The 24,679-nt window shown below is 58.8% G+C and carries 34 protein-coding genes; 7 read left to right on the top strand and 27 right to left on the bottom strand.

Translation table 11 applies throughout. The features are described 5' to 3' along the window. Positions 1 to 178 precede the first annotated feature (178 nt). The 4 genes from ACIGJB_RS33170 to ACIGJB_RS33155 are packed head-to-tail and all read left to right on the top strand — an operon-like array spanning position 179 to position 2,162. Positions 179 to 580, top strand: coding sequence for a hypothetical protein (locus ACIGJB_RS33170; protein ID WP_483735217.1), 402 nt, complete (start codon positions 179 to 181; stop codon positions 578 to 580). Positions 581 to 591: 11 nt separating this feature from the next. Next, on the top strand, positions 592 to 1,089 hold the full coding sequence (locus tag ACIGJB_RS33165) for a hypothetical protein (RefSeq protein WP_483735216.1): 498 nt from the start codon (positions 592 to 594) through the stop codon (positions 1,087 to 1,089). Between the two features lie 3 nt (positions 1,090 to 1,092). After that, the gene (locus ACIGJB_RS33160) at positions 1,093 to 1,827 is read left to right on the top strand and encodes a hypothetical protein (protein WP_483735215.1); all 735 of its coding nucleotides are present in this window, start codon (positions 1,093 to 1,095) and stop codon (positions 1,825 to 1,827) included. 2 nt (positions 1,828 to 1,829) lie between these two features. Further along, entirely contained in the window at positions 1,830 to 2,162 is a 333-nt protein-coding gene (locus tag ACIGJB_RS33155) for a hypothetical protein (RefSeq protein WP_483735214.1), read from the top strand. A gap of 138 nt (positions 2,163 to 2,300) precedes the next feature. Here ACIGJB_RS33155 and ACIGJB_RS33150 read toward each other — a convergent pair whose 3' ends face one another. From ACIGJB_RS33150 to ACIGJB_RS33040, 23 genes are all read right to left on the bottom strand, one after another. Next, positions 2,301 to 2,861, bottom strand: a complete 561-nt coding sequence (locus ACIGJB_RS33150) for a hypothetical protein (RefSeq protein WP_483735213.1) — start codon at positions 2,859 to 2,861, stop codon at positions 2,301 to 2,303. A gap of 18 nt (positions 2,862 to 2,879) precedes the next feature. Beyond that, on the bottom strand, positions 2,880 to 3,197 hold the full coding sequence (locus ACIGJB_RS33145) for a hypothetical protein (RefSeq protein ID WP_483735212.1): 318 nt from the start codon (positions 3,195 to 3,197) through the stop codon (positions 2,880 to 2,882). A gap of 16 nt (positions 3,198 to 3,213) precedes the next feature. After that, complete coding sequence (locus tag ACIGJB_RS33140) at positions 3,214 to 3,528, bottom strand: hypothetical protein (RefSeq protein ID WP_483735211.1); 315 nt, start codon at positions 3,526 to 3,528, stop codon at positions 3,214 to 3,216. Between the two features lie 13 nt (positions 3,529 to 3,541). Continuing rightward, positions 3,542 to 4,069, bottom strand: a complete 528-nt coding sequence (locus ACIGJB_RS33135) for a DNA-deoxyinosine glycosylase (protein WP_483735210.1) — start codon at positions 4,067 to 4,069, stop codon at positions 3,542 to 3,544. Between the two features lie 233 nt (positions 4,070 to 4,302). Continuing rightward, on the bottom strand, positions 4,303 to 4,536 hold the full coding sequence (locus ACIGJB_RS33130; protein WP_483735209.1) for a hypothetical protein: 234 nt from the start codon (positions 4,534 to 4,536) through the stop codon (positions 4,303 to 4,305). A gap of 15 nt (positions 4,537 to 4,551) precedes the next feature. Next, a complete protein-coding gene (locus ACIGJB_RS33125; protein WP_483735208.1) occupies positions 4,552 to 4,779 on the bottom strand; it encodes a hypothetical protein in 228 nt (75 codons plus the stop codon). A 649-nt stretch (positions 4,780 to 5,428) separates the two neighbouring features. Beyond that, the gene (locus ACIGJB_RS33120; RefSeq protein WP_483735207.1) at positions 5,429 to 5,914 is read right to left on the bottom strand and encodes a hypothetical protein; all 486 of its coding nucleotides are present in this window, start codon (positions 5,912 to 5,914) and stop codon (positions 5,429 to 5,431) included. Between the two features lie 12 nt (positions 5,915 to 5,926). Beyond that, on the bottom strand, positions 5,927 to 6,103 hold the full coding sequence (locus ACIGJB_RS33115) for a hypothetical protein (RefSeq protein ID WP_483735206.1): 177 nt from the start codon (positions 6,101 to 6,103) through the stop codon (positions 5,927 to 5,929). Positions 6,104 to 6,113: 10 nt separating this feature from the next. Beyond that, positions 6,114 to 6,344 carry a hypothetical protein gene (locus ACIGJB_RS33110; RefSeq protein WP_483735205.1) on the bottom strand — a complete coding sequence of 77 codons (231 nt, stop codon included), beginning with the start codon at positions 6,342 to 6,344 and terminating at the stop codon, positions 6,114 to 6,116. 21 nt (positions 6,345 to 6,365) lie between these two features. Continuing rightward, positions 6,366 to 6,512, bottom strand: coding sequence for a hypothetical protein (locus ACIGJB_RS33105; protein WP_483735204.1), 147 nt, complete (start codon positions 6,510 to 6,512; stop codon positions 6,366 to 6,368). A gap of 283 nt (positions 6,513 to 6,795) precedes the next feature. Further along, positions 6,796 to 7,098: a hypothetical protein gene (locus tag ACIGJB_RS33100; protein WP_483735203.1), complete on the bottom strand. Its 303-nt coding sequence runs from the start codon at positions 7,096 to 7,098 to the stop codon at positions 6,796 to 6,798. A gap of 157 nt (positions 7,099 to 7,255) precedes the next feature. Continuing rightward, positions 7,256 to 7,711, bottom strand: coding sequence for a hypothetical protein (locus ACIGJB_RS33095; RefSeq protein ID WP_483735202.1), 456 nt, complete (start codon positions 7,709 to 7,711; stop codon positions 7,256 to 7,258). Positions 7,712 to 7,714: 3 nt separating this feature from the next. After that, positions 7,715 to 8,926, bottom strand: coding sequence for a conjugal transfer protein TraW (traW, locus tag ACIGJB_RS33090; protein ID WP_483735201.1), 1,212 nt, complete (start codon positions 8,924 to 8,926; stop codon positions 7,715 to 7,717). Beyond that, a complete protein-coding gene (locus ACIGJB_RS33085) occupies positions 8,923 to 9,414 on the bottom strand; it encodes a hypothetical protein (RefSeq protein WP_483735200.1) in 492 nt (163 codons plus the stop codon). Before ACIGJB_RS33085 ends, traW begins: the two co-directional genes overlap by 4 nt. 1 nt (position 9,415) lies before the next feature. Further along, on the bottom strand, positions 9,416 to 9,907 hold the full coding sequence (locus ACIGJB_RS33080; protein WP_483735199.1) for a hypothetical protein: 492 nt from the start codon (positions 9,905 to 9,907) through the stop codon (positions 9,416 to 9,418). Between the two features lie 24 nt (positions 9,908 to 9,931). Next, the gene (locus tag ACIGJB_RS33075; protein ID WP_483735198.1) at positions 9,932 to 10,342 is read right to left on the bottom strand and encodes a hypothetical protein; all 411 of its coding nucleotides are present in this window, start codon (positions 10,340 to 10,342) and stop codon (positions 9,932 to 9,934) included. 48 nt (positions 10,343 to 10,390) lie between these two features. Continuing rightward, complete coding sequence (locus tag ACIGJB_RS33070) at positions 10,391 to 11,158, bottom strand: hypothetical protein (protein WP_483735197.1); 768 nt, start codon at positions 11,156 to 11,158, stop codon at positions 10,391 to 10,393. Then, positions 11,145 to 11,327, bottom strand: a complete 183-nt coding sequence (locus ACIGJB_RS33065) for a hypothetical protein (RefSeq protein WP_483735196.1) — start codon at positions 11,325 to 11,327, stop codon at positions 11,145 to 11,147. The genes ACIGJB_RS33070 and ACIGJB_RS33065 overlap by 14 nt, the downstream gene beginning before the upstream one ends. A 13-nt stretch (positions 11,328 to 11,340) precedes the next feature. Beyond that, the gene (locus ACIGJB_RS33060) at positions 11,341 to 16,074 is read right to left on the bottom strand and encodes an LPD1 domain-containing protein (RefSeq protein WP_483735329.1); all 4,734 of its coding nucleotides are present in this window, start codon (positions 16,072 to 16,074) and stop codon (positions 11,341 to 11,343) included. Positions 16,075 to 16,077: 3 nt separating this feature from the next. Beyond that, complete coding sequence (locus tag ACIGJB_RS33055) at positions 16,078 to 16,305, bottom strand: hypothetical protein (protein ID WP_483735328.1); 228 nt, start codon at positions 16,303 to 16,305, stop codon at positions 16,078 to 16,080. Between the two features lie 14 nt (positions 16,306 to 16,319). Further along, on the bottom strand, positions 16,320 to 16,748 hold the full coding sequence (locus ACIGJB_RS33050) for a hypothetical protein (RefSeq protein WP_483735327.1): 429 nt from the start codon (positions 16,746 to 16,748) through the stop codon (positions 16,320 to 16,322). After that, the gene (locus ACIGJB_RS33045) at positions 16,736 to 17,371 is read right to left on the bottom strand and encodes a DNA topoisomerase (protein ID WP_483735326.1); all 636 of its coding nucleotides are present in this window, start codon (positions 17,369 to 17,371) and stop codon (positions 16,736 to 16,738) included. Before ACIGJB_RS33045 ends, ACIGJB_RS33050 begins: the two co-directional genes overlap by 13 nt. Before the next feature lie 12 nt (positions 17,372 to 17,383). Beyond that, on the bottom strand, positions 17,384 to 17,902 hold the full coding sequence (locus ACIGJB_RS33040) for a hypothetical protein (protein WP_483735325.1): 519 nt from the start codon (positions 17,900 to 17,902) through the stop codon (positions 17,384 to 17,386). A gap of 554 nt (positions 17,903 to 18,456) precedes the next feature. On the opposite strand from ACIGJB_RS33040, the gene ACIGJB_RS33035 reads away from it, so the two are divergent. Next, entirely contained in the window at positions 18,457 to 18,897 is a 441-nt protein-coding gene (locus ACIGJB_RS33035) for a hypothetical protein (protein ID WP_483735324.1), read from the top strand. A 245-nt stretch (positions 18,898 to 19,142) separates the two neighbouring features. Here ACIGJB_RS33035 and ACIGJB_RS33030 read toward each other — a convergent pair whose 3' ends face one another. Together ACIGJB_RS33030 and ACIGJB_RS33025 are read right to left on the bottom strand one after the other, a co-directional pair. Then, positions 19,143 to 19,829 (bottom strand): hypothetical protein, encoded by a 687-nt coding sequence (locus ACIGJB_RS33030; protein ID WP_483735323.1) that lies wholly within the window; start codon positions 19,827 to 19,829, stop codon positions 19,143 to 19,145. Positions 19,830 to 19,840: 11 nt separating this feature from the next. Beyond that, entirely contained in the window at positions 19,841 to 20,155 is a 315-nt protein-coding gene (locus ACIGJB_RS33025; RefSeq protein WP_483735322.1) for a hypothetical protein, read from the bottom strand. Between the two features lie 206 nt (positions 20,156 to 20,361). Between ACIGJB_RS33025 and ACIGJB_RS33020 the strand changes: the two genes are divergently transcribed. Together ACIGJB_RS33020 and ACIGJB_RS33015 are read left to right on the top strand one after the other, a co-directional pair. Next, entirely contained in the window at positions 20,362 to 21,006 is a 645-nt protein-coding gene (locus ACIGJB_RS33020; RefSeq protein WP_483735321.1) for an ATP-dependent DNA ligase, read from the top strand. A gap of 86 nt (positions 21,007 to 21,092) precedes the next feature. After that, positions 21,093 to 22,223: a DUF3800 domain-containing protein gene (locus tag ACIGJB_RS33015; protein ID WP_483735320.1), complete on the top strand. Its 1,131-nt coding sequence runs from the start codon at positions 21,093 to 21,095 to the stop codon at positions 22,221 to 22,223. A 798-nt stretch (positions 22,224 to 23,021) separates the two neighbouring features. On the opposite strand, the gene ACIGJB_RS33010 is transcribed toward ACIGJB_RS33015, so the two are convergent. Both ACIGJB_RS33010 and ACIGJB_RS33005 read right to left on the bottom strand, forming a co-directional pair. Then, entirely contained in the window at positions 23,022 to 23,240 is a 219-nt protein-coding gene (locus ACIGJB_RS33010) for a hypothetical protein (protein WP_483735319.1), read from the bottom strand. Positions 23,241 to 23,281: 41 nt separating this feature from the next. Further along, positions 23,282 to 24,679 carry a helicase HerA-like domain-containing protein gene (locus ACIGJB_RS33005; RefSeq protein WP_483735318.1) on the bottom strand — a complete coding sequence of 466 codons (1,398 nt, stop codon included), beginning with the start codon at positions 24,677 to 24,679 and terminating at the stop codon, positions 23,282 to 23,284.

The raw sequence follows: 24,679 nt of genomic DNA, 5'->3' as shown, positions 1-24,679 counted from the left end.
AGGGAAGCTCGGTGCTTTGGGGTGGTGACGGGTGGCAACAACCGTTGCTCGGGATGCGCAACGGCAGAGTCAGGGGAGCCACCGAAGTCGGGGAATATCGCCCACCATGCTTCCCGCTGGTCAGGCTATAATTCCGTATAGAGGTAACGATACATATTTATTGTACTGGAGTCAACAAATGCGCCTTTACTTCCGGGACCCGATGATTCAGGACGTTGTGCAGGCAGTTCTCGCCCACAACCCGGCCCTCACCCCCCGCCTCACGGCCTTTGTGTACGCCGACACCGTGGCTACCAAGGTTGAGGCGCGTACTGACATGGTTGCCAGGTTGATGGATGCCGTTGCAACGTGCCTGCTGCTTGCAAAGACCGTCATCGAAGGTGATGAAAGCAAGCTGGTGGAGAAATTCAACACCCTTCTCACCCCGATTCGGGGGAACGCCACCCTGGCGGAACTCGGCCTGTCGGTCGTGTCGCTGGAAGAGGCCACCACGAATGACGTGTTCCGTGACGCCAGCCATATTTCAGATGCTCTGTTCAATGAGCGCGTGGCACGGATCAAGGCACTTCTCACCCACTGACGGGAGCTAACATGAGCGCATTGCAGAGACTACAGCAGCGAATTCTAGCCAACGGGGAATCGCTGACTCGTGAATTCTCCATGACGCCGAAGGCCTTGCGCCTTCACGACTCCCTCAAGCGCGAAGCCTATATCCGCCTGGGAATGGCAGCGGTCGGCGGTGCGCTGGTGTTGAACACGGGGATTGCGTCGTATGACCCCAGCAAACTCTACATCGGCGATGCACACCACAACGTCCTGGTGCAACGCAATGTCTACGACAAGCACCGAGAGTTGCTCGAGGCGCGGGAGAGTCTCAGGGAAATCAAGGGCCAGATGGTAGCCGCCCAGAGCACGAACGAGTTGGAGTCCTTGAGTAAGGATCTGCGCCAGGCAAAGATGCGTGTGCAGGCACTGGATCTCGACTTCAAGCTCCTGACCAAGGACCTCTCGCCAGAAGAGTTCCAGCGCTATGCGGTCGAAGGTGATTCGCCGCTTGTCGTGAACCGAGCACCGAAGCTCCGCGGCTAGGCAATGCTGACACCTCGCTCCATCCACCTTCAGAGCAACGATGCAGGCCAGCTAGCCTGCATCGTTTCATCGACAACGCCGGTTGAGCGGTATATCGGTGTCATGCGTGCGCTGCAGGAGCGCACGGGCTGTCCGCCACGCCGGGTCCTGTTCAACAGCTTCCCGCTCCTGGTGACTACAGATGCTGGGCGTCTATCCGCTTCGCGCGTGTCCGGGGCACCGCAATCGCAACGCGTTGCCCACGAGCCGATCATTGTTGATGACGTTCATCTTGCTCTTTTCCTGCAACGAGGCGATCACGTCATGCTTCAGGTGGCAGAGGGTGAGGACTACTGCCGAAAGTACGTCGCGGTGGCGGCGGATCTCGGAGCACGCTTGATCGTGTCCGATAACCCCATTGCGACACCGTCTGAGTACGAATTCCCCCGCGATTTTGACGCTGCTCGTCTCCTGGCTATCGCCAAGGACCGTGAACTGAGTCAGGTCGAGCAATTCTTCGCCGCAATGACGATGCCGAACATCTGGCGGGCGCACGGAGGTGGCCCCGTACCCGCACTACTTGCGCCGACACTCATGGACGCAAAGGAGTGCGAAAGGTTTGCACGCGAGTTCGTGCAACCGGAGAAGAAACTTGCAGTGCTGGGACAGGTATCGCCTGAATGGAACACTGTGCTGGCCGGGGAATCCGCTTCTCCACCCGTCACCGACCAGTTGCCATCCCGACGCCCGAGGTTCTGATCATGACGCGGACAACGTCGATCCACGGCTTTCGCAAAGAGATCGGGCGCTCCCTCATCACTCACCTTGCCGACCTCCCGCCTGTCGTTCTTCACTCAAGGGAGGTCACCAGCTCGGATGCATCAGCCGCAGAGATCTATCGCGTTGGCGACAGCCACTTCATTTGGGTGTCAGTCTATGCGAGCCAACTATCAACAAGCGGCTATGTGGCTGTCGTCACCCGCGCCAGGCGTTCCACAAGTCCTCTGTGCAAAGAGGTGGCGCTGTGCATGAATCCAGATGACGTCGGCGCAGCGTTTGCCGCGGAGCTGCGAAGAATCAAAGAAACCGTCTGACTATCCAGACGGCACAAGTAGTACCGCGGCGACGACTAGGGATTTTCCTATCGACTAAGTTTTAGCGTACTCAATGAAGGTCAGGCACTTCAAATGCCAAGTCCCCGTCCATGACCAGCTTGCGGTGCTGCTATACCCTTATCGCGCTGGGCAAAGGAGCCTCAGCAGGCGCGCTCCGTTCCCTTCCGGTGGAACGTACTTCCATTCGCTTGGCTTGTCGCTGAGGCCGCTCTTGTTTCCGCTCCGAACGTAAATGCTCAGTTCCCTCAACCTCCGCTGCGGGCAGTCAAGTTCGTAAAAGATGTTGGACTGCGGTTGCAAGCCGGCGATGTCCGCCGTTACTTCATACTGGGTAGCCACCATGCGATCGTCAGCACTGCCGGCTTCGACCGACGCGATGGGCGGTGAGTAGCCCTGCACTAACTTCTGTGCAGTGTCTTCAAGAATTTTCCCACCGAAGTCCTTTTTAATATCGACCCTGTCGAGATCTTGCTTAAGCAGGCACTTGGTCCACACTTTCACGCGGCCGTCCGGCGCGCTCGTCAGCCCGTTTGCATCGTAGAAGCAAATCTGCCGCTTCCCATACGAAGCACTGCCATAGAGCCTCCAATCGACGCTCGGAGCTTGCGCAGAAGCCGCGCCCATAGCGACCCACAGTCCCACGACCGCGAAGGCGAGTTTCGCAACCAGCTTCAGCATTTGATCTCCTTTTCCGAGTCAATCCGGGTCGCACAGCGCCCAAGTAAATGAATGGTGCCCACCGGGACGTATCATGCACACATGCTTGCCGTTCGCCGGATAGCGCCAGATGATCTCCCCACGCACGCGCAGGCCTGTATCCTCCCGTTCGCCGTAAGCATCGAAGTCCTCAAGTTTCGGGCCGCTGTCCTCGAAGGCGTTAGCGCGGACGTGATCGGCATGCTCGGGGTAGCGAGCCGCAAGCGCTTCGATAAAAGGGGCTATGAACGAGACCCACTCATCCCGACTAAAGCTGAGGTCTGAGCACGGCACGCCAAAAAAGGGGTCTTGCTTCATGTCCTTTCCAGTGGATTCAAAGGCCCGGGGGCAGTCTGTCGCTGGGGCCTGAGATACTATCGATACTGAGGATTTTTCCGCCTCGCACGCATGTCTCGTCAGTGCGCTTCCCTTGGCAGTAGGTCAGCAAGAATTGCTGCAGTGGCATCCGCTGTCCACTCGGCAACTTGATCATTCTGGCCTTCTGCTCGGGGAAGTGAAACCCACCCTCTACGCGGGCCGGCTTAGTTACGATAACTTCGCCATGAATGTCCACGTTTGGCACGTCCTGGGCGAATGCGATAGCCGGCAGAAACGCCAGTACACCAAGCAATAAGGTCTTCAACTTCATATCCTTTTTCGTCCTAAGCCACTGCATTTGCACCGAGCAGAAAATCTCGCCATTCTGCGACCTTCTCCGCCAGCGGCTTAACGTGAAGGCCTGGCGTTGGACTTGTCGACGGCAGTACGACACATCTAAGCTCCGCCATTGGTACACCTGGCTGGGAGACAACATGGCGCCTGAACAACGTTTGCGCCTTCGTCCCGTTGAATGCAACTGCCCTCAACCGCGGATAGCGCCCAAACAGATTGGCAAAGTCGTTTGCGATCTCGTTCTTGATCGCCGAGTCCAAGCTCCCTTTACGGTTTGCGCTGCGCAACACGTCCCAGACCGCGACGCCGTGACGAAGAAGGAAATCGATTCGGCGCTCATACTCGTCTTGGACGTTTTCCAAGTAGACCTTCCCCAAGATCTGCCACAATTGGTTGCCGCCGTGCGCATAGTAATGCTGTAGCCGCAGTGATTCATCTCCGGGCATCGTGCCAAGTATCAGATGCGTGCAGTTGGCATCGACTATCGGTGCAAGCCCTTCCTTTGGCGTCGCGCTCATAGTGGAGGCCTTTCTTTTCCGTGGCTTACTGGGCTGGCTTCCAGCCCATGTCTTGGCTGCAGACGACCGTCGAGCCGTCTGCGGTTTTGCTCACTCCCTGGGACGCGATGCAGGGCGCACCTTCTTTCGCCGACGGCTTATGGGTCAGGCCGTGCCAGCCAATCGCGCCCATCGCCAGGGCGATTACGAGCACTAGAAATCTTGAGGCATTCATATTGGTGTTCTCCCTTCCTCTAGATAGGATCGTTCGGTAGCCACATCAGCGCGCCGTCGCGCTCATTGCCGGCGATAGTCGTCCAGCTCCGGCCCTGCTCACCAACCGCCACGCAGCCAGGCTGCCAGCGCTCGGGATTGCGCAATTCGTTCACCCAACCCTGAGCCTTGCCCTCAAACAGAACCACTACACCGCCCCTGCCAACGTATCCCCGTTCCTCGCGCCAACGGCGGGCTTCATCGATCAGGTTCATCGCGCTTTTTCCGACTTACTTCTGTCCAAAGATCCGGCGCGCCCGGGCAAACAGCGGAATGCCGGTAAGAGCCAGCACCACGCCGACAATGACGGGATGCTCAGTCGAAGTCGCGAACAGGCACGTCGTGAATCCGGTCTGAGCCATCAGGTACGGGACACCCAGTGCCAAAACTAACAGCATGACAATGACGAAGATCCCTGGCACCAGGTGGGCCAGCACGTCTCGTGTGGTTTTGCTCACTGCAGTTTCTCCACCGGCTTCCGGCCGATTGCGGGCCGCGTAGTGCGCCGGGGCTTTTCCCGATGCAAAGATCACGGTACATTTATCGAAGTGCGCTAATCAAAGCGATGTCTGCTGCGTCCCGTGCAACCGCGGCCTTGGCATTCGCCAAATCCTCGCCGACCCAGTTGCCAGCCGCTATCCGCTCCTCCAAGGAAGCGATTGCAGCCTCCTTTGTTCTAATGAGGTCATTTCTTTCGGGTATACGAAACTCAGAAGGTCCTAAAGTCGCCACCCTGCTGGCGGCGAATATCTGATCAAAGTCGAGATCGCCAACGGATGTGAGTATGTCAATCTCTGGCGCACTCGGGCTGGGAATCACAAACCGCTTACCCGGCTCCCCCAGACGATCCTTCAAAGAGTCCGCGCTTTCTCCGATGAGCCCATAGAGTACAGCGTGAACCTGATCCGGTGCGAAGCCTGTGTGGCTGACCCATACGTCAAGGTCGTGGGATCGCCTCGTAATCCCTAGCGCCTGCATAGCCCTACCTCCGATTACCAAATATCGCGCGCCGGCACGGTTCATGGCGCGGACGAAGCGGGCTTGGTTTTCCGTTATGGAACTACTCGGCATCTTCTTCATCTTCGTGCGCGGTCTTTTTCCCCTGGATTAAACGGCGACAGGTGAGGCGGAAACTTCGGCTTGTGCGTGAGCAGAGGCGCTTGAACCTAGGACGTGGAAGTCAAAATAGACTTCATCGAGCCCAAGCGAGCGCCACTGATCCACGCCCGCCGAGATCGCTTCGACGGCGGAGACCCCGCGTCCGTCACTGAGCATGCTCCAGAAACGATCTGCGCTAAGCCACGTCGTTAGCAGCGGCTCGCCAGCGTCCGTCTCGGCAACACATTGCAAGTGTTCAAAGAATTCACTGGCCCAGTTCGACTCACCAATGAGCCACTCCAAGAACTGCGCTGACTGGGCAACATCGAAGCGGGCCTCCTCCACTCGGTCTGCAAGACGCAGGAACCCCGGGTTGAGTGTCTGCTGCGCAAGATCCATCACAAGGTCGTGCAGCGGTTCCTGAGTCATCTTCGACAGATCACGAGTCACACTGCCGTCGATAGACATCGGCCTAGCCGGATCGATTCTGTACATATTGCGCTATTCCTATTCGTGATCCTTCAGGTCGGCCAGCGACGCTTCCAGCGTCTCAGCGGCGTCGGCGTGCATCCCTGCGGCAAGGTCATCCAGTGCAATGCCAGACGGCATTCTGCGAGACTCTGCCGCGTCCCGAAGGACGTTGATCGCGATCCGAAGTGAATCTGCTACTGTCAGTGCGGGCATGGCTTTTCCGTTACCAGCCGGGGCAATTCCGAGCGACCCGTGAAGCGGTGCTCGGTTCGGCGAACTTGTAGGGTAGGCCTTGCCTGTCGAGATATGCCTGAATGTCCGGCCATTGCAAGTCGGAAAGCAGCACCTCAAATACCCCAGGGGCCGTAGGCGAAGGACCGCCCGCACCAATCATGTTCGACAGCGGATACGTGCTTGCGTCCTTCGCGAGCAGCTCCAGTGCGACGTACGTCATTCCCAAATCCTCCCTTTTTTCCTAGCGATTACATCCAGGCGTACCGAGCGTGCGCCTCGGCACGCTGATTCGCACCGCGAACTCATCGCGCGTCATCGCAAGCTGCGCCATTGCCTGCCGCAAAAATTCCTGCTGCGGAAGCTCGGAAAGACTCTTTTCTGCTGCCATTTGTCCAATCTATATCGTCGCGATAATGCCGACTTATATATCCCCAGCGGGGACAAAGGTCAAGCTGCCTAGACGTTCGCGGACAGCGCCTCTGGCAGCTCTCGCCGCGACACTTCCAAGTAGGGAGCGACGTGATCCAGCTCTGATGTCCCAATAGGAGCTGGACGGTTTCAATGGAGTGGCCTTGTGCAAGAAGCCGGCTGGCAAAGGATCGGCGACCAGAGTGGCGTCCTCGGAAAAACCGGAACGGCGCAGTTGGCGATGTCTGGGGCGCTTGTGCCCACTAGCAGTCTGTGCCGATGATCAACGCCGCCCACGCACGTGCGTTCCACCAGCATTCCTTCCAATAGCTGCCGTCGCCTACGCAATCCCGCGAGCCCTCCGCCCAATAGAGAAGCGTCTTGGCGTCGTCGCTCATTCCCAGACTTCCTGTGTCACCGTTCTGGTGCGCAACGGACCAGGATTCCGGCACTACCGAGAGCAGGCGAACGCCCGCGGCATCTGTATTAGAGAGAGCCGACACCGCGGACGCAATATCCGGATGACCCACGACCACGGTGCCCATTCGCGTGGCGACTTCCGCCATGGGAACCGCTCGTGCGCCTCTGGCTGCGCGGAGCATCGCTGTCTTTTGCTCGTCGTTACTGATCATCGTCCTTCCCTTAGAGTGATCCGAACCAGTATGGGGAGTGGAGGGGACCAGCGCAAACCGAAAGTTTGCGCGTCTCTGGACAGGGGAGTGATTACATGCGAGGCGCTGGCGCTGCCTTTGCCGTTTGCTTCCAGAAAGTTTCCAGGCGGCTGATCTTGTCCTTGGCCGTCTGGCAGAATGGGCCGTAGTCACCGGGCGAGTGCGATTCCAGACGCTGGAGGTCATTGCGCATTTGCTCGATGCCTGCCCCGAACTCATCCTTGACCTTCCGGAGAACACCCTTGAGGGCGTCGCCGGTCTCGTGGTTCACCACCCCCCCTGCTCTGGCTGAATCCTGCGCCTCGTTCAAAGCGCGGTAGCTTTCCACAAACGCCTTCGTGAGCGCTTTGATTGAATCATTAGCAGGTCGCGCCCCAGACAGCGACACGGACACCTCCTGATCAAAGCGTGCGGCTGCACGGGCAATCGCTTCGACGCCATCGGCCATCCGTCCTGAACGGAACGCGGCCAGGGCGGCTTCCGCGCTACGGGCCTCTACCTGTTGCATGGATTACCTCGCGTTAGTGCTCTGAACACGCAGAAGCTGCGCCTCAATGGCCGGGCGAAGTTCCTTGCGCGTCTCGGAAGCTAGTAGCAGGCCAATGTTGATGCTGAGCTTCTCAAGCTGTCGCAGCGACTGGTACTGGAGGTCGATGGCGAATGCCTGCATGATGGCTTGCTCTCGTTGGATCCGTTCGGGGGAAGCGGTGGCAAGCGTTACTGCCCAGTACGGATTGCGCGCACGCCGGCCAGCCTCGAATTCAGTCATCTCCGCCCAGCTCATGGTGCCGCTCTTCGCTTGCCGTGAGGCCGTCGCGTCGAAATATTTAGCGGCATCATCTGCCTTCCGCACCGCGTCAACGTACCGGGCGCTTCCGGGAAACGGAACGCGGGAGGCGATTGCATCGAACTGCACCCGCTCGGCACCGCTAATGTTCGCCTGGTACATTTTCTGCAATGCGATATAGAGCTTGCCTTGTTCGGTTCCAGCCTCCGTTTTTGTGATGTTCTGAGGAGGATGCGGATCGATGGATAGGCGCGAATAGGCGCGCGCAGCCTCCTCCTGATCCGACGTGAAGGAAAGTTCAGGGTCCTTCCCAGGCATACCCGCCCCGGTCAGAATTGACTCGATATTGGCATCGGCATCAGGCATGGATGACGGGTTGCAACCTGGATAGCCCAAGCGGGCTTCCAACGCACTGCAATACTTGGTCGTGTGGATGGAGTGCGTCTGCCGGCGCGTCGCTTCTGGCGAGGGGACGGGGTCGTTCAGGGCCTTGGCGAGGACCGGATTGCTGACGTTCGCTGTGCCCCCACCTCGCTTGTAGCTGGACGATTTGCTACCCGAAGCGGTATGTGCCTGACTCGCATAGTTGGCCCCTGAATTGGAGCAGGGATCAATGGGTAACTCCGTTTCCCGCTCAACTCGTTCCTTCTCAGCGCGCCTCTGCACCTCGACACTCATTTCGCGCTGCTGGTTGCCAGTCTGGACAACCGCATCGGCCACCTTGGAACCCACATTGCTGAGGTTGGTGTTGATGGCTTCGAGGGCCGTACGCAGCGCGGTTGACATGCCGTTGACAGACGTCGTAATGGCCGTAGTGATGCTGGTCTGTGCCACCTGTACTGCGCTGACTACACAGCCATCACATGCATAGGCGCTAGCCGGTGAAGAGACTGCCGCCGCGGCTGCCGCCGCCAGGAATGGTAGTGTTCGCTTCACTGGAAGAACCTCTTCAGGCGGTCGGTGATGGAGTTGCTAACCGTATTCGCAGTCGGTTGCGTCGGCACGAGCGGCGGCGTGGACGGGAACTGGGTGGCAATGTCTGGCAGGGACGGTGTTTGCTGTCCGCCGAGGACCGATGAGCCAGCGTTCTGCGCAGCGTTCAACGCCTGCTGATAATTCTTCTTTGCCTTGTCGACCAGACCCTCGCAAACGCTCTTTCGCACCTGCTGGAAAGCTGATGTCATGGCCGACGACGTGGTCCACTGGGTCGGCATGCTCGGAAAGTTGTTGAGGCAGGCGCTCATGAGGCTGTTCAGGTTCACCAGTTCCTGAAAGCGATTGTCGATCCCGTTCATGCGGCGGTCGTACTCGGCCTGGCGCTTGGTCGACATGGCATTAGCGATGTCGCAGGACTGTGCCACCGCTTGCAGCGGCACGGACAGCACGGCAAAACAGAGAACGGTTGTGGAGATTTCGCGCCGCACGTTAGACTCCCGGACGGATGCCCATTCGGGTACCAGCTTCGTCATCATCCGTCGGGCGGTGGTCGAGCGACGCGCGATTTTCCAGCGTTGCCACGCGCTTTTCTAGCCGAAGCACATACATCGCATTGGTCAGATTCGGAGAGCCCGCCTCCCCTGCAATGTAGGCAAACGCGCGGAGGTGGCGCATGTCCGTGGGATTGTCGGTGATCCCCTCCAGGTCGTAGCACGGATCCTGCAACCATCCGGCGACTTCCTCACGGTGCCGGTAGACAACCGATTCGATCGCGTGAAGGTTGATATCGGCCTTTGCCTGCCGCTCAATCGAATCGGCGATTTCAGCGAGGGAGAGTTCGGTCTCCATGTCCATGCCGCCCGTGCGGGTGAGCTGGGTGCTGGCGAGCGCCATCAGGCGCGTAGCGCTATCAGCCAGATCTACCGAGAAAGCGCTTGCCAGGGTGCGCAGGCGGGTCAGTGGGTGATCGGTCGAGTTCATTCAGTAGATTCCCTGTGGAAGGTGTCAGAACCGCGCTGGTTGCCAGTCGGATCGGCCGCGCTGGTCATGCGGCAGCATTGAATACGCGAACATCGGATACAGTTCGACGGTCTTTCCCTTTTCGGGCGAGAAGAGCAAATCTGCCGCATGTGACAGCAGGAGAAGGACCGGTTGTGGCGAATCTTCCGCGATCTCGACCCGCTGCCCGAGCAGGCTGTGTTCCGTTTTCACGAACGTGGCTGGCAATGGCTGCGAGAACACGTGCTCACTGAGCCGGCTTGCCTGCTCAACGATCAACGGGAGAAAGCCGGAATGGTGGAATACCTCACTGTGACCGACTTCTACCCCATTAAGGACAAAAGAACAGTCGAGCATCCGTTCGTAATAGGCTGCCAGCGCGCGATGGTGCTCCACTGGAATACGGAAGATGTCCATGATAGAAACCTGAATTGCGTATGATAGCTATTATACGTACGTTTTCGGTCAACGAAATCGGGGGCGTGCTACCGTGTCCGGTGCCTTCCATCCCAATGTGGACACGGGTTCTGCAGCTAGCGCCGCGATCCGCGTCAGACGGTCGACCATCTTTTGAGCTTGCCCGCGATTACCGTAATCAATCAGCCAGTGATGGGTGCCGTCGTCCTGTTGGGCGTAGACGCCAAAGAAGACGCCATTTTCGTCGTCACCGGCGGCTGGCTCGACATACCCATCGCGCTCGACGCACGCCTGCAACTGAAGGTTTCCATTCCAGTTGCCTGGCAGGGAAATCATCATGTGGCGCTCAGAGAGTTTTTCCAGTTCGGCGTAGGCTCGCTCCTTGTCAGAGTCGACCGCGTTACGGCAAAGCTGCACGGCGGTCGCGATCTCCAGGTCGATGGTCTTCCCGTCGCTTGGAGTCCCCGCCATAATCGCTGCTCCGCGATCTCGCTCGGCCATCGCCTTCAGCCGGGTTAGGAGCCCCGTCGGATCCGCGTTCAACGCAAGCCGAACCGCCTCCTCCTCGACACCCAGCGCCTCGCAGCACATGCTGAATGGTATCGGAGCGGTTGTGTCGTATTCGCCTGCGACCCAACGCCGCGCCGTCTCGCGTGTGAGACGGGCCTCGTGTGCTCCCCGGCTCGTATCCGTGTACTCCGGAGGCTTACGCGCGAGATCCATCGCGGTGACCTCAATCATCTCAAGGGCGATGGAGCGAAAGATTCGGGCAGATGCACTCAGCTTCTCGGCGCGTTCGAACTCAGCCTTCGACATGAGCCATCCCTCCCCTTAGCTTGCGCAGGATGCTTTGACGCTCAAGGTCCTCCACGCTGCCCTCGACCAGCTTCGGCGGAGCTTTGTCGGTCAGGTATCGACTAGCGAATGCCGACCACTCGGCTTCGCTCAGCGCATGCTTTGCGTTGCTCAGGAACTCAATCACCATTCCATGTATCCCTTTACGCCACGCGCAACCGCGGTGCAGTTGCCTGGGCGTCTTGTGGTTGCAAATCGTCCGCAAACTTGGCCTTCACAAGTTCGACGCACGCGGCCATGGCCTTGTTGGTACCGGTGCGGTCCTCCCCGAGCGGGTAGGCCGAGTGAACGCGATGCTCATGCAGAGCCTCTTCCGTCCCGTGCACCAGGTAATCGTCGCGCCATCCGTTCTCGGCGAGTTGATCCTGCACGTACGCCTCAAAGGCACGCGCGGTCAACTCATGCATGACGCTCCAATACTGATCGGACTTCTTGGCGTCAAAGTGCTTCGCGTCAGAAGCGTACTTGGTATAGGTCCGCTTCCTGGCATGCTCCGATGCATTGCGCAAGCTCTCATCCTGTACAAGCTCAAATGCGTCAAGATAGTCAGCGACGTAGGTAGACAGACGGCGGACATGGAAGTCGTGACGCTTTCTCTGATCGCTCGTCAACGGGGCCGTGGGAGTGTCTGCGAGCGACTGCTGCAGGGGGTGAGTGGCCGACCGTGAGATCCTCTGTCCGTTCAATGCCTCTGCACGTACCTGTTCGACCATCCGACGTGCCTGCTCACGGACGGCATCGATCTGCTCATCTGGCCTGATGTGGCCAAGAACTTCCGTCAGCGCAGAAAGCAGCTTCCGCTCATGACCCATCATGTCGGTTGTCACCTGTTGGAGCACCTCGCTTTTGCTCCATGGCCGCACGCCGATGGCGTTCGCGAGATCAAGGATCGGCTTCATATCCTGTACGCTGCCAGGCAAGCGCCAGTCCTCGCCGTAGACCTCGAATTTCTCCTTTCCGCCGCGCCTCTCCCGATAGCGTTTTACGACCAGGTCGGTAGCGAAGTAGAGGTGACTGACATCCCGCCGCGCCATCGAATCGCCGAGGGCTTCTTTCATCCTCTCGCCGACAAAATCATCCAGCGCATGCCACCATTCGTGTGCGAGGGAGCCTGCCCCGCGCAGCCTGGTCAAGTTGATGACTTTACGCGTGCACTCGTAATGCGCGTTCCACCGACCGGCCCCGCGGGACCCGAACGCTACGGCGAGGGTGCCTCCCAGACTCAGAGCCCGTTTGGGGACACCGAGTACGCGACTGAGGCTTGCGAAGGCGTCATAGGCACGATTGAGAACGTCTTGCCGCTCCGTGTCCGGTAGCCAGTTGCCGAACTCGCAACCGCGGAACCCGAAATCGTTGAGCAGATCATCGGCGGTAATGTCCCGTGCGTCTCGCTCTTCAGGCAACCCATCGCGAATGACCTTTGCCAGATGGGGCCGTGCGAGCGCCGCCTTGTCCGGATCGTCGCTGCTCCGATTTTCGCGCGTCTGTTTCTGGCGCTCCACGGTGCGCTGCTTGAGAGTAGCCAGCAAATCATAGAAGCCGTCCGAATCAAGATCGCTGGCACGGATGTATTCACCGTTCACAAGGAACGACCGCCCTCGGTAGGCCTGCTGGGCGCGGCGATAGCCCGCCTCGGGATCGTAAAAATAGTTGCTCACGTAGTACCAGGACCGATTCATGCTGCCGTCCAGCACATCGCTGTAGCGGTCCTCCATCCCCGTGCGCTTCCCGTAACTCGAGTGGGAGATCTCCAGAATGCCAGCTTCTGCCAGCTTGTTGGCGAATGATGCGACGTCGTCGTACGTCTTGCATGTCGCCATGACCTCCTGCAGCTTGCCGACTAGCTCGACGTATGGCTCAATGAGCGCTGGCTTGCCAGGCCTCTGAGGAAACTCACGGCGAAGATACTGAAGGAACAGCGCCACGCGAGAGTCCACACCCGCCTGGCGATAGTCTTCGATAGTTCGTGACGGCCAGACGTTGTCCTTAGTGACAAGCTCCGCCTTCTCGCGGTCGTTCATCTCCGCAAGATCATCAATGCGCAACGCCGATCTATAGAAATCCTTGCGTGCCCCGCCGATCTTCTCACCGGCATCTTCGATGCGTTCGCGCGTGCGTTCCGGATTCTTTGCTCCGCGGGCACGGCGCACGGTGTCTTCACGCGTTGCGTCATGATCTGCCTCAATGGACGCGCCACTGAGAACCTTTTCGATGCGCGCAGCGCGCTCTCCGGTTTGCAGGTCGGGGGTGAGGATCTTGCTGCGCAAGATGTTGGCGTCTGCCGACACCTCGATGTCAGCGTCGACACCAGCTTCGATGATTTGCTCCAGACGGGGATTCAAGCGCCTGTCGGCGAGTGCACCGAGAATATGGATAGCTTTCGGCTTGCTTTCGCGGAGGAAGGAGACGAACTCGTCCGGTGAGATGGCGGCTGCGTTCGAAGGGATGCCGACAATGAACTGATCGTTGCCCAGAATCTCTACAACCCGCGCATAGGCTTCAGACAGGGTTAGATCTCCACGCTGCAGAGGGATGACGGGGCGGGACACCTGGAACTGGGTTTCCACCTTGATCCAGTCACGGTACTTCTCGACCAGCTGGAGCGAAGCGGCCTGGTCGCCCACGACGTCAGGCATCACCAACATCGGGGCTGTGATCTTCTCTTCGGCGACGTTGGCCTCGGCAATGTACTGCTGCAACTGCCCATACTTCGCGAGGACGGCATCAAAGTCCATCGGGCGTACGTCACCGCTTTTGAGGCCTCGCTTGAACAAACCGAACGCACCCGAGTCCACGAAGACCTCAGCGCGCATGTTCACAATGCGATCCGCGAGTTCTCGCATTGCAGTATCCGACAATTCTCCGACGTCCACGCCGATACCATGCTCTGCCCGTGCGGCAGGGTGAAAATCCTTGGCTCTGGACATGCCGGATGCGAAACGGTGGACTCGCCCGCGAAGCCGCTCGACCTGGACGTCGTCGGCCTCGGCTTCGGATTCGCCGTCATCGTGCGATAGGGGGGCTTGCATTGCGCGCTGCACGAAGTCCCGCACTTGGCGAGTTGCTTCCGCGGAGTATGCCCCCTCCCACTCTTCAGCCCACTCTTCTCCGGCCAGACGTCGAACCTGAACTGCGCCATTCTGCTCCAGAGATGCGTGTACTTCATGCCCGCTTCCAAGATCGACCGACCACACGCGCGGATCCAGTCCATCCAGCCCAAGGCCAAGGTTCCGCATTGCAATGCCGAACTGCCGCACGCGTTCAGCCGGCTCCGCAGCGGATAGATAGTCCAAAACGAACTCACGCTTCTCGGTGTCGGTACCGCACCCGTCGAAGGCCTCAGCGTTTCCGATTGTTTCAACGACGTAGGCACGGAGGTCATCGATGCTCGCAGTGCGTGGATCGATGACCTCTGCTGCAATGTCTTCGCTCTGCTGAGACTCAGGCTGAGCGTCTGTCTGTGCTACCGCTTCGAATGCCGCGCGATGTGTCGCCTTGATAGCCTCATCGGCGCTCTCGGGATTGTCGTAAGTGCCGCTGGCATACTCTCCGTCGAAGAAGCGCCTTATCCCATACCGTGTCTTCGCACTATGGAGCGGACTGTAGACATGAAGTTGGATTTCTGTTTTGGCGTTGAAGTCCCCGCTGTGCCATACAGAGCCATCGCCGTTTGATCGCGTCATGCCGTTGGCCTCGCCGAGGGACTTTGCGCTGGCGAGCCTGGCCTGGTACTGCGCATCGCGCGCAGCGATGCGCACTCTATTCAGTGCGGTGCCGATACGCTGCAGGATCTCAGTAGTCGGATGGCCCTCTCGGGTTCCGCGCGCCGGCTGTCGCCCTTCGATCAGGCGCTTCGCGCTGGCAAGCACGGCATCGCTGGTTTCGGATGTGATCACATCGGTTTGCGCCGCCAGTGCATCCAGATGCGCGGCCAGTTGTGCATGGCGAGTTACAGAGGGGGCGCGTCGTTCGATGGCTCTCCAACCCTTTACCCACTCGCGAAGCGTCGTCCAGCGGACGTTGGTGCCAGGCGTCTTGCGTGAACTCGCCTTCTGATCTGATTCTGCTTGGGCAGCGCCGCCTTGCGCCTGCTCATCTCGGGCATCGTCTGCGTCGCTTTGCTCCAACACATTCGCTTCACCGACCAGCGCTTCGAGCCGCGTCAGAATAGACCGGATATGCCCGGACTTGAAGTTCAGCGCGCCGCGCAGGGCGGCAACAGCATCGCCGGAAAACGCGACCACGATGTCATAGTTGGACAGGGCGTGGATACCCTTGGTACGAAGCTCGTCATACCGTGCCAACTCGGTGGCCAGATCTTTCCGAGCCTGCTCCAACTTGCCGTTGACTGCGTCGAGGCGGGCCGGAGCGGATGCAGGCAGCTTCTCCGCTGCAAGAAAGCGCTCCTTGTCTTCACTTGGCGTGGACAGGGCAGTCAACACCTTCCCCGTAGGGAAGGTGTTAATGACTCTGCTCACCGTCTCTGGGTCCGTACGCTCTCGGATTCGCCGCCCCTGCTCTTCCATTGACGGCTGCGCGCCCGCCCCAGTGGATGTCGCAAGCGCATCAAGTTGCGCCTCCGCGTCGGTTAGATCCAGATCCTCGTATCCGATCAGGATGTCGGCCGCGTCGATGTCCTTGATGTCGCGCGTGGGGTCGAATCCGGGGAACCATGCCTTGAGGTCAACGACCTTGAAAGACGCAGAATTGCCAATCCACAGTCCATCGCCCAGGTTCTCGAAACCGTGCTTCGACAGATCACTCCTGACATAATCCCGCACGACGAGTCTGTTTCGCCCGTCAGGTGGACAATCCGCGGCGATTTGCATCTGCGCACCGTCGTAGCGGCCAAGATCGATCCAGCGACGCACAGTCACGACTCACCCCCTCATGCCGAGGCCGCGCAGACGCTGCGTGGCCGTCTGTTGGTCGATGTTTCGCAGCTTGTCGTCAACGACGCGCGATACGCTTTCGAAATAGTCCGCAGCCTTGCGGAGGTTCTCGCGGCTGGGGGTGACGCCGATCTGCGCGTAGCGCGACAAACGGACCAGCGTGCTGCCAGCCGCTTGCATCTTGCGCATCAGCTCAGTGTTTTCGTCCAATGCCATGGTATTGCTCAGTTTCAGGTGGTAAGCGCTTCGTGGAGATCTGCTTCCGTACTGGGGTCCACGACGAACGTCTCCTCGTCCAGGATCATCCGGTCATCGTGGACAAGCAGTTCGCTGCTGCTTCGGAAGCATGTCCGCAAGACCCGTATTACGAGGTCCTGCGTGTAGGGTTCGCCAGTCAGGGTCTTCGTTGCCGAGCCGGGATCCAAGCGGAATTCCGGGAACAGCACGCCATACAACCCCAGGTAGCAACTGAATTCGATCCGGTCACCGACGAGTTTGAGATCCGCGACCGGGTTTTCGCCGCGCGTGCCCTGAAACTCGATCATGCCGATGGCGCCTCGCGCCAATTGGACAAGACTCGGCGCACGCTCCCCGGAGAAATCCGAGACGAGCGCGAGGAAACTCACTTTCGATGCGTTATCCATCATCAATCGATCCATTTCGTGTGTTTGCAGGCCGGGTAGTTTCCACAGCTCACCAGTTGTTTTCCTGATGCCAGTCGGCGACCAACCATCTTGCCCTTCTTGCACTCCGGACACTGCTCCCCGTGACCAGGCAAACTCTCATCTACTTGCGCGCGGGGCTTCTCTTCTGCGGTGGGACCGAGCTTGTCGATATCGAACTTCACTGATTTCAAGGCATCGACCAGGGAGACACACATCTTTCGGATCATCAACCGGAACTGGTCGGGCGGCATCTTGCCTTCCTCAATTAGACCCAGTGCCATTTCCCATTTCGCGGTGGTCACCGGATCTGCCAGTTCTCGCGGTAGCTTCTGGATCAACTCCAGTCCCAACTCGGTTGGGTGGAATCGACCTTTGATGACCTTGACGTATCCGCGCTTCTTGAGGGTCTCAATGATCGCGTCACGCGTCCGGTCGGTGCCAATTCCCTTTGTGTCCAGCAAGATCCGGCGATCTGCCTCGTCGGTCACGAAGCGGTGAATATTGGTCATCGCCGTAATCAGCGTGCCCTCGTTGTAGCGCTCTGGAGGCTTTGTCTCCGCTGGCCGCAAGCGGGCGACGCCTCCAGAGAGCCTTTGACCGACTACGTACGACGACATGTACCCCGTCCTTTATGGAAGGTAGTTTTGGTGTTCCAGATCGCTGTACTCTTCGTCGCCATCGCGGGACGGGCGGGCGACGCGAGGCTGATCGAAGCCCAGGCGCTGATGGAACTCCGCATCGCAGGCATCCGTCACCCACACGGCGACGGGCTCAGCCCCTTCAACGCGCTCCCCGTTCTCCTGAACCGCGTTGAAGAGCACCGTATCGAAGTACACGTCATCACCGTCGCCACGGTGGTTAACGACATTGCCGAAGGCCACGGTTCGATGGGAGATCTCGCCGCTGCGCTGGTCGATGTGCGTGTAGTTCAACGAGATCACCTTGCCGCCCGAGTCATCCCGGCGATTGTTGATGAAGCCCGTCACAGGGATTCGCCCATTGCCCAGCAGGTCAATGAAGCCCTTGAATGCCGCACGACCAGTAGTCGCCTTGAAGAACACGGCGCGCTCGAAATACTTGTCGCCCACCTTCTGGACATTGCGAAGCACCGGCTCCTGCGGGGCCGATGGGTGGTTCGTAAAGGACATAGGGTTCTCCCGTAGTGGAAAAGCGCTTAACTGCGTCAGACTCGCGTAAAATACATTTGATTACGTAGTATTACAACGATACGCAATCTCCCCTATGCAGTCTAGCGACTATGAAGCCGACTGTCCAGTTTCCGCTTGACATGAGCGCCTAGTGCTTAGCACTAGGCAGTGGCCTGGGGACCGTACATTCCTATTCGGAGATATCCATGTCGGATGACTTGAATGACTTGAAGCCCCTCCCGCAAGGAACCGCCCCTTGCTGGGTGACCGTGCGGTACGCCAGCACGGAGGCGGACCCATATGGCGAGGCTGCCCGTCTGGCTCGCATCCGAGAACTGCGCATTGGGGCCTCCCCTACGTCCACTGCGGACGAAAAGGAACGCGCTCAAGCACATCGGAGGGACGCGGAGCATGCCGCAAATCAGCGTGAAGAATATGTACGAGACTTGCGAGAGAAACTGCGAGAAAAGTCCGCGCGCCTACAGGATCTAAGATTGGGCGGGCCGGACGGTTCCGACGCGGACTTGCAGAATTGGCACAACAGCAGGAGGCAGTTGGGCGACGAGGTCCGCGAACTGAGTAGCGAGTATCAAGCGCTCACGTGGCCATCGGATGACGCAACGACGGACGCAGCTCGGCGCTTGGCTGCAATGGTTGACCTGGCTACAGGCGTCGTTTCGCTACTTCCGCTCGAAGCGGAAGAACTGCAGCGAATCCTTGAGTTCCACGTCTACGGCATGACAGGCACCTTCGCCCTCAGAGATGGCCCGTGGGACGTCGATTTGACAGGTTTTGAGACACGGTTCCGAACTTCTCAGTCAGGTGTTGAGAGTCCTGTCGAAATTCGTGTCGATCTCGGGCAAATGGGGGACATCTGGGAAGAGGCTGCGTGGAAGCGATGGCAGGAAATGGCGGCTGAGATTGGCACATCGCACGTCCTTGCTAGCCAGGACGCATCTCACATGATAGATACGTCGCGCCCGCGAATGCGCTGAGGGCCGTTAAATGCATTCTGGACGCTTCGGGTGCCGGAATCGCGCGCCGGTCAACGAAGGGGCAGATGATATGTTCCAGTAGTCTATCCCTGCAGCGCGAACCCGACGACGCGATGCAAGCTGCATGGAGAGCGAGAATGCGAGGTAAGCGATACGCGCCTCTTTCGCAGCTCGGTACCGGGCCACCGCGATTCCCGCGGGCAGCGCCACGCAGCAGACGGCCAGGAGTGTCGTAATCATCGTGCTCACTTCGTTCCTCTCACCACCTTGTTGATTGTAGCTGCGGTGTGAGCTTGCGCACCAAGGCCAGACAACGCGCGGACCAATCGGCCGTTCCCGCCTACACTCGCAGCGATGAAGGCTTTTACGGCGTGCCTGCTTAGTGATGCTTCGCGCTCGCAACCAAGATCGGCAGAATATGCCCCTGTCGAATCGGAAAGCACGGGCATTCGCCGACGCGTTGCGGCACGTCTAAGCGCCAGCCTGTCGTCGTCGTGAAGTGCAGCCATATAGGGCTTTTCACCGTTCAACGTCGAATCAAGGAACCAGACGAACGCGTCGAAAAATCCCCATCGATCCCGCCTGACGTAGAGAACATGGGCTTGCGCGTAGCAAACGTCCTCCGGAGGCCGCTGCCGTTCAACAATTGTCATACGGCTGCGTCTCGCAAAGGCACTAGGTGTCATTGCCCGGACGACGATGGGACTCCCACGCCTGTGATCGCAGATCTCCGCCGCCTCTATCCTCGCAATATGGCCGCCGGGAGATCTCAACTCGCATCGCCCATCATCGAGCACGCGCTGAAAGAACCAGAAAGGAAGCTCTGCCCTCGCGTCTTCAACGCCGCAAGACTCTCTGATCTCCCGAGGACAATTGATCTGCAGCCGGTCAAGTGGAGCGAAGCCAAGAAGTTTCGATAGCGTCAGCATCATGGCTCTCTGCGTCAGATCTGAGTTTCGAACCCGCAGTTCGACGGGATGAGCGTCACGAGCGTGTCCATCAGCGAGTAGTCCGGGTACGACTCCAAAGCGCTGCGAGTGAAGTATCCCAATGCTTCCTCTGGGGTGCGCGCAGCGACGATGCTGTGAACGAGCTTCACCGTTGTGTTACTGCCTTCGCTCTTGCGCAGAGTACCGGAGACTATGTAGCGCAAGCCTTGTACCGTGCGCCATTCGTGCGCGGCGGGTTGGATAGAGGCGTCAGCAGCGTGTGCCATCTGGGCAAATAGGGAAATCAGTACGATAGCAACGTAGCGCATCACAATTGCCCCTCATTTCCGCGAGAAGACGAGAGGTCTTGTGGTTGGTCAATGCAGAACATCTTGTAGGGCGCATACCCCCTACGTCAAACCGAAATTGCCGCACCGTGTCGGCGCTGCGGCAGGCCAACGCAATATCGTCATTTCCTGCCCGATCTTGACCCCCTATGACGTGGGGCCTATTTTGGGAGTAGTGTCAGACCTCAATGATCTCTGCAATGCCAGGCAAAGCTACCCCGCCTCTCGCCGCCATCACTCCAATGCAGCCGGTCTTGCGAAGAGTTCTCCCGACACAAGGCGCATGGCATTGGCAACTCAAATACGATGGAATGCGAGTGCTCGCCGCCAGCAAACCTGCGGCGCTCCGTACGAAGAACGGTGCAGATGCGACACGGTGGTTTCCGGAAATCGTTGCTGGCCTGGCGTGTCTTCCGCCTGGCCCTCACATCCTTGATGGAGAGGCCTGCGTCTTGAACGAGATGGGCATTAGCGAGTTCGAAGCACTGCTTCAGCGCTCCAGACACAGGCGCTGGTATCCAGGCGCGTCGCCAGTGGTGTACTGCGTCTTTGACCTGCTGTGGACGAGCGGGAAAGATCTCCGAGGCCTTGCGATTGAGAAACGCATGGATGCGCTTCGACGCCTGCTCGCCCCTCCGCCACCCGGATTCCTCCTCGTAGACTGGGACAGCGATGGTCAATGGCTTTACCAATGCGCAGTCGCGTTGCAACTTGAGGGAATCGTAGGAAAGCGCGCTGGAAGCGCGTATGTTGGTGGAAGCTCGCCGGAATGGATAAAGATTAAGACGCCGAGCGGTGCCAGATTGCGTGGATTCAGCTCGTCCAGTCGCTAGAGAGCACCCACGCAGGCCCCAAGCTATGCGCGCCAGCTTTGCACGGATAAAGTGTCGGTATCTTGGCGACTACAGGTGCATGTGATATGGCTGACGAAGACGCAATCCCAACGGACCACCCCATCCCCCAGCAAGCCAACGAGGCCGCAGAGCTGGACGCTGAAGAGCAGAAGCGTCTGAAGCGCGAGCTGGAGAAGAAGAAGCTGCTGTCCGCACTCGCCGGCGCGGACTTTTCTGACCAGCGCACGCGCGTCGCCATGATTCTCAACCTCTACCCCGCCGCGCGAAATAGTGATGTGGTTCTCGCGTTGAAGTATTGGGAGATGTTCAACGCTGACGTCTACAACGCAAACGGCATCCTTCCTGCCGACTTCTTCAAACTGGAGCGGATGCCGATCTTGACGCGCGCTCGCGCGAAGATCCAGAACGAGTATGGCCTTTTCCAGGCCGATGAAGTTGTCAGAAAGCGGCGTAAGAACCGCGAGGAGGAGATGTTTGCCGCTGTGGTCAACGATGTGCCGCCGAGACCCAGTCTCACTGTCTTCGCCGACGAGACCGGGAAAACCGCTGCCTATGTCATCGTCGGGGCCGTTTGGGTGCTCAATGGTCGTTCCGTTTGGGACATAACAAGCGCGATTGAGAAATGGCAGAAGACCTCGCCATGGGCCAACAGGGAGGTGCACTTCACCCGCTTTGGCCGGAATGATATGGAGACTCTGAGAGAGTACCTCGGCGTGGTAGAGGCGCACCGAGAGTTTCTCAGCTTCAAGCTGATCGCGTTCGAACGTGCTCGCACGAGACGATCAATCGAAGAGGTGGTCGCGAAGTTGCATGAACACATGCTCATGCAAGGCCTGCGGCATGAGGTCGACAACCACCGTGTTGCCCTCCCGCGCGACATTAGCATCACACTCGATGAGGAACAGTCCTTGGACGGGATCGCCCTGGCCGAGATGAAGGCAACGCTTATCGCAAACTTCCAACGCGATTTCCCTGACCAGGTAACGGTCTCCGAGGTACAAACCATCTCCTCGCGCAAAAGCCCGCTCGTGCAACTCGCAGACCTCGTCGCTGGCGCGGCGAACCGACGGCTGAATCCGCAGGCCGAGCGGAATTACAAGGATGAAATGGCCGATATCGTCATGGATCGCCTCGGCCTAGTCCTCCAGCAAGATGCGGTGCCTGGGCTCGATGCGGCGGCAATGTTCGTCCTCTAATATTGCCGCTGAGGCGTCGGTGTGGCGAGCTGTGTCACTCGCACCGGTCAGTCCGGCAGTGTCGGTCCTCGTGCCGGCGACGCCTCCCTCCCCCTAGGTGGCCACGAAGATTATTCATATGCCCCAGAATACAGTTCGCTCGGCGCGCGCCATTGGCTTTCTGCTCATTACTTCACTGTGTAGTTGGGCCCATGCCGATCCGCGTGTGGACGCATGGAGGCAGACCGAACTCACCGATCAATTCATGCGGTCGATTACAAAGGCCCAATGCATGTCCAAGACTATCGCGTCGATGAAATCTGGATGCTCGTCGGATAAATGTCTGAAGACCCTGGCGGGGATCACTGGCGACTGCCTCGATTCGGCGGTCGGTGACACCGCCTCTTTCTGCGCTTCCTACGACCGAGAGTACATCCGCAGTTATTGCGCCACGAATGAGTTGGACGCCAGAAAGTGCCTCGTTCTACACGTCGGCAAAGACGTCGAGTGCAAAGGCCAGTAGGCCTACGCAGTGGCGTATGCGGCGCACATATCGCTGTGGTCGTGTATGCACTCGCCGTCCAGGTCGGGGCCTGCGGTGGCGTCTCGGGAATCCATCGTCAGGCCTCGATCATGGTGAATGTTCCTGTAATTTGGTCCAACCTGTAGTGAATCCACTCCACCAGTCAACCGCTTTGTCCCAAACCGAGTATGACTCGCCGTAATGCGCTGCCGCCTCCGCGCTGTAGCACACGCTTTGACACGCCGCTTCTGTCGCCTTCATCAGTCGCCATGACAACATGGGGAAGTCCCTTTTTTCTACGCGCCCCGCAAAATTGACCGCTTCGCAGCGCGCAGCTCGCGCTTGTTCGGATGCGGATTCTCATCCCGCCAGACTCGGAAGTCGGCAGCGGCCCGCATCGACTTGGAGGCCACTTGCTCGAAGTGCGCGAGGTCGCCTTCGCTTGCTGGCAGTTGATCGCGAATCGTCATGGCGAGGGTGAGGGCAACCAACACGCACAGGCCGGCAATCTCCATTCGCCTGCAGATGCGTTTGATTGCTTCCCAGGTGCACCCCTTCATTTGTTCGCCCCCGCGAGTTCAACGTTGAAGAATCGCGCGTTGGTCTTGCCCGTCTGGTCCATGTAGACCGCCATCGATTTCCACGGCGTGATGTACTTTAGGACACTGTCTTCGATGTTCAGCTTCGAGCATGATGACTTCCAGTAGAAGCTATCGATACCCAAGAGAACCTTTGTGCCGACCGTGGTCAGCACCCCTTCCGGGAAATCAGACGGGGTCTGCGCGAGCGCCCACAAGGCGACGCCAAATTTCCGAAGCTGCTTTGCGATACGGTTGTAGATGCTGTCCGGATTGTCATCGAACAACGTAGGCGCTTCGTCGGCTACGATGATCTCGCGCACTTCGCCGCGAGGCAGTTTTCCAGCGAGCCGCCTGCGGCGCGCGATGACCTCGGCACGCACCATGCAGAACAGTGTCCGCTCTTCGTCGGAGAGTGCAGTGAGGTCGTAAGCCCAAACCTTCGCGTCGGGATCGAACTGCGGGGGATTGGCGTTGAAGATGCCTTTCGCTTCAAAGTTCTTGAGGCGGTCGATCACGCTCTTTAGCGTTTCCTTGGACTCGTACTTGATGAGGTTGTCGAACTCCAGGCCCGTCTCAATCGACGCGATGTACTCGTCCACCTTCTCCTTGAACTTGGCCGCTGCGGTTTCGAACTCCTTCTGTGCGCGCTCCTTGTCTTCGGTATCGAATGCCTTCTCTTTCTTTGTGAGCGACTTCTGCATCTTCTGCGCTGCACTGTTCATCTGCTCAAGCGCACCTACCGCCTTGAAACCCGACTCGTGGCCGTTGAGGCCACCATACATGGCCTTCAAGCGGCGCTCAGCGAATCCGATGGCATCGCGCAGCGTGGGGTAGTAACGTTTGAGATCCCCAAAGCGACGATCCCTCCAGATCTCGTCGCGCATTGCCTCGGTCATCTCCTCCCGCTGCCACGTCTCGGGGCGCTCTTCTTGAATGCCGAAGAAGGCATAGAGGTCAACAAGCAGATTGCGCAGAGTCGCCTCTTGGCGATCCATTAGCTTTCTGGACGTCTTGTTGATGGTGGTGATTAGGAAGGTAATCTGCCGGTTCACCCCGCCCGATCTCACATCCGGATCGAGAACCAGTGGGTTGTATCCGTACCTGGTCAGGCCGGAGAATTCCATGCGGGATTCGCCGGGTATCTCAATATCCCCGTGTACGTCGAAGATATGAAATCGCTCGAATGTGTGGTCCGCAGTATTGGTGACCTGCTTAATCCAGTCCATCAAGCGCGTCGTCTTGCCGGTACCGGACTTCCCTGCGACCATGAGGTGCGCGTTGATGATGTTGGCGGGGTCCCAATACACAGGGACCTCCTTACCCTCCTTCTTCTTGAGGTACTCGTTGTACCCCATGAGGATGCGCATTGACAT

Source organism: Cupriavidus sp. C2SS-8b (genome assembly GCF_057073745.1).
Note: the sequence above shows the minus strand (reverse complement) of the source record. Positions and strands in the feature narration are given on the sequence as shown.

Coding starts and splice junctions, on each gene's coding strand:
- ACIGJB_RS33170 (WP_483735217.1), top strand. CDS start 179: ATGCGCCTTTACTTCCGGGACCCGATGATTCAGGACGTTGTGCAGGCA.
- ACIGJB_RS33165 (WP_483735216.1), top strand. CDS start 592: ATGAGCGCATTGCAGAGACTACAGCAGCGAATTCTAGCCAACGGGGAA.
- ACIGJB_RS33160 (WP_483735215.1), top strand. CDS start 1,093: ATGCTGACACCTCGCTCCATCCACCTTCAGAGCAACGATGCAGGCCAG.
- ACIGJB_RS33155 (WP_483735214.1), top strand. CDS start 1,830: ATGACGCGGACAACGTCGATCCACGGCTTTCGCAAAGAGATCGGGCGC.
- ACIGJB_RS33150 (WP_483735213.1), bottom strand. CDS start 2,861: ATGCTGAAGCTGGTTGCGAAACTCGCCTTCGCGGTCGTGGGACTGTGG.
- ACIGJB_RS33145 (WP_483735212.1), bottom strand. CDS start 3,197: ATGAAGCAAGACCCCTTTTTTGGCGTGCCGTGCTCAGACCTCAGCTTT.
- ACIGJB_RS33140 (WP_483735211.1), bottom strand. CDS start 3,528: ATGAAGTTGAAGACCTTATTGCTTGGTGTACTGGCGTTTCTGCCGGCT.
- ACIGJB_RS33135 (WP_483735210.1), bottom strand. CDS start 4,069: ATGAGCGCGACGCCAAAGGAAGGGCTTGCACCGATAGTCGATGCCAAC.
- ACIGJB_RS33130 (WP_483735209.1), bottom strand. CDS start 4,536: ATGAACCTGATCGATGAAGCCCGCCGTTGGCGCGAGGAACGGGGATAC.
- ACIGJB_RS33120 (WP_483735207.1), bottom strand. CDS start 5,914: ATGTACAGAATCGATCCGGCTAGGCCGATGTCTATCGACGGCAGTGTG.
- ACIGJB_RS33115 (WP_483735206.1), bottom strand. CDS start 6,103: ATGCCCGCACTGACAGTAGCAGATTCACTTCGGATCGCGATCAACGTC.
- ACIGJB_RS33110 (WP_483735205.1), bottom strand. CDS start 6,344: ATGACGTACGTCGCACTGGAGCTGCTCGCGAAGGACGCAAGCACGTAT.
- ACIGJB_RS33105 (WP_483735204.1), bottom strand. CDS start 6,512: ATGGCAGCAGAAAAGAGTCTTTCCGAGCTTCCGCAGCAGGAATTTTTG.
- ACIGJB_RS33100 (WP_483735203.1), bottom strand. CDS start 7,098: ATGGCGGAAGTCGCCACGCGAATGGGCACCGTGGTCGTGGGTCATCCG.
- ACIGJB_RS33095 (WP_483735202.1), bottom strand. CDS start 7,711: ATGCAACAGGTAGAGGCCCGTAGCGCGGAAGCCGCCCTGGCCGCGTTC.
- ACIGJB_RS33080 (WP_483735199.1), bottom strand. CDS start 9,907: ATGAACTCGACCGATCACCCACTGACCCGCCTGCGCACCCTGGCAAGC.
- ACIGJB_RS33075 (WP_483735198.1), bottom strand. CDS start 10,342: ATGGACATCTTCCGTATTCCAGTGGAGCACCATCGCGCGCTGGCAGCC.
- ACIGJB_RS33070 (WP_483735197.1), bottom strand. CDS start 11,158: ATGTCGAAGGCTGAGTTCGAACGCGCCGAGAAGCTGAGTGCATCTGCC.
- ACIGJB_RS33065 (WP_483735196.1), bottom strand. CDS start 11,327: ATGGTGATTGAGTTCCTGAGCAACGCAAAGCATGCGCTGAGCGAAGCC.
- ACIGJB_RS33055 (WP_483735328.1), bottom strand. CDS start 16,305: ATGGCATTGGACGAAAACACTGAGCTGATGCGCAAGATGCAAGCGGCT.
- ACIGJB_RS33050 (WP_483735327.1), bottom strand. CDS start 16,748: ATGGATCGATTGATGATGGATAACGCATCGAAAGTGAGTTTCCTCGCG.
- ACIGJB_RS33045 (WP_483735326.1), bottom strand. CDS start 17,371: ATGTCGTCGTACGTAGTCGGTCAAAGGCTCTCTGGAGGCGTCGCCCGC.
- ACIGJB_RS33040 (WP_483735325.1), bottom strand. CDS start 17,902: ATGTCCTTTACGAACCACCCATCGGCCCCGCAGGAGCCGGTGCTTCGC.
- ACIGJB_RS33030 (WP_483735323.1), bottom strand. CDS start 19,829: ATGATGCTGACGCTATCGAAACTTCTTGGCTTCGCTCCACTTGACCGG.
- ACIGJB_RS33025 (WP_483735322.1), bottom strand. CDS start 20,155: ATGCGCTACGTTGCTATCGTACTGATTTCCCTATTTGCCCAGATGGCA.
- ACIGJB_RS33020 (WP_483735321.1), top strand. CDS start 20,362: ATGATCTCTGCAATGCCAGGCAAAGCTACCCCGCCTCTCGCCGCCATC.
- ACIGJB_RS33015 (WP_483735320.1), top strand. CDS start 21,093: ATGGCTGACGAAGACGCAATCCCAACGGACCACCCCATCCCCCAGCAA.
- ACIGJB_RS33010 (WP_483735319.1), bottom strand. CDS start 23,240: ATGGAGATTGCCGGCCTGTGCGTGTTGGTTGCCCTCACCCTCGCCATG.
- ACIGJB_RS33005 (WP_483735318.1), bottom strand. CDS start 24,679: ATGTCAATGCGCATCCTCATGGGGTACAACGAGTACCTCAAGAAGAAG.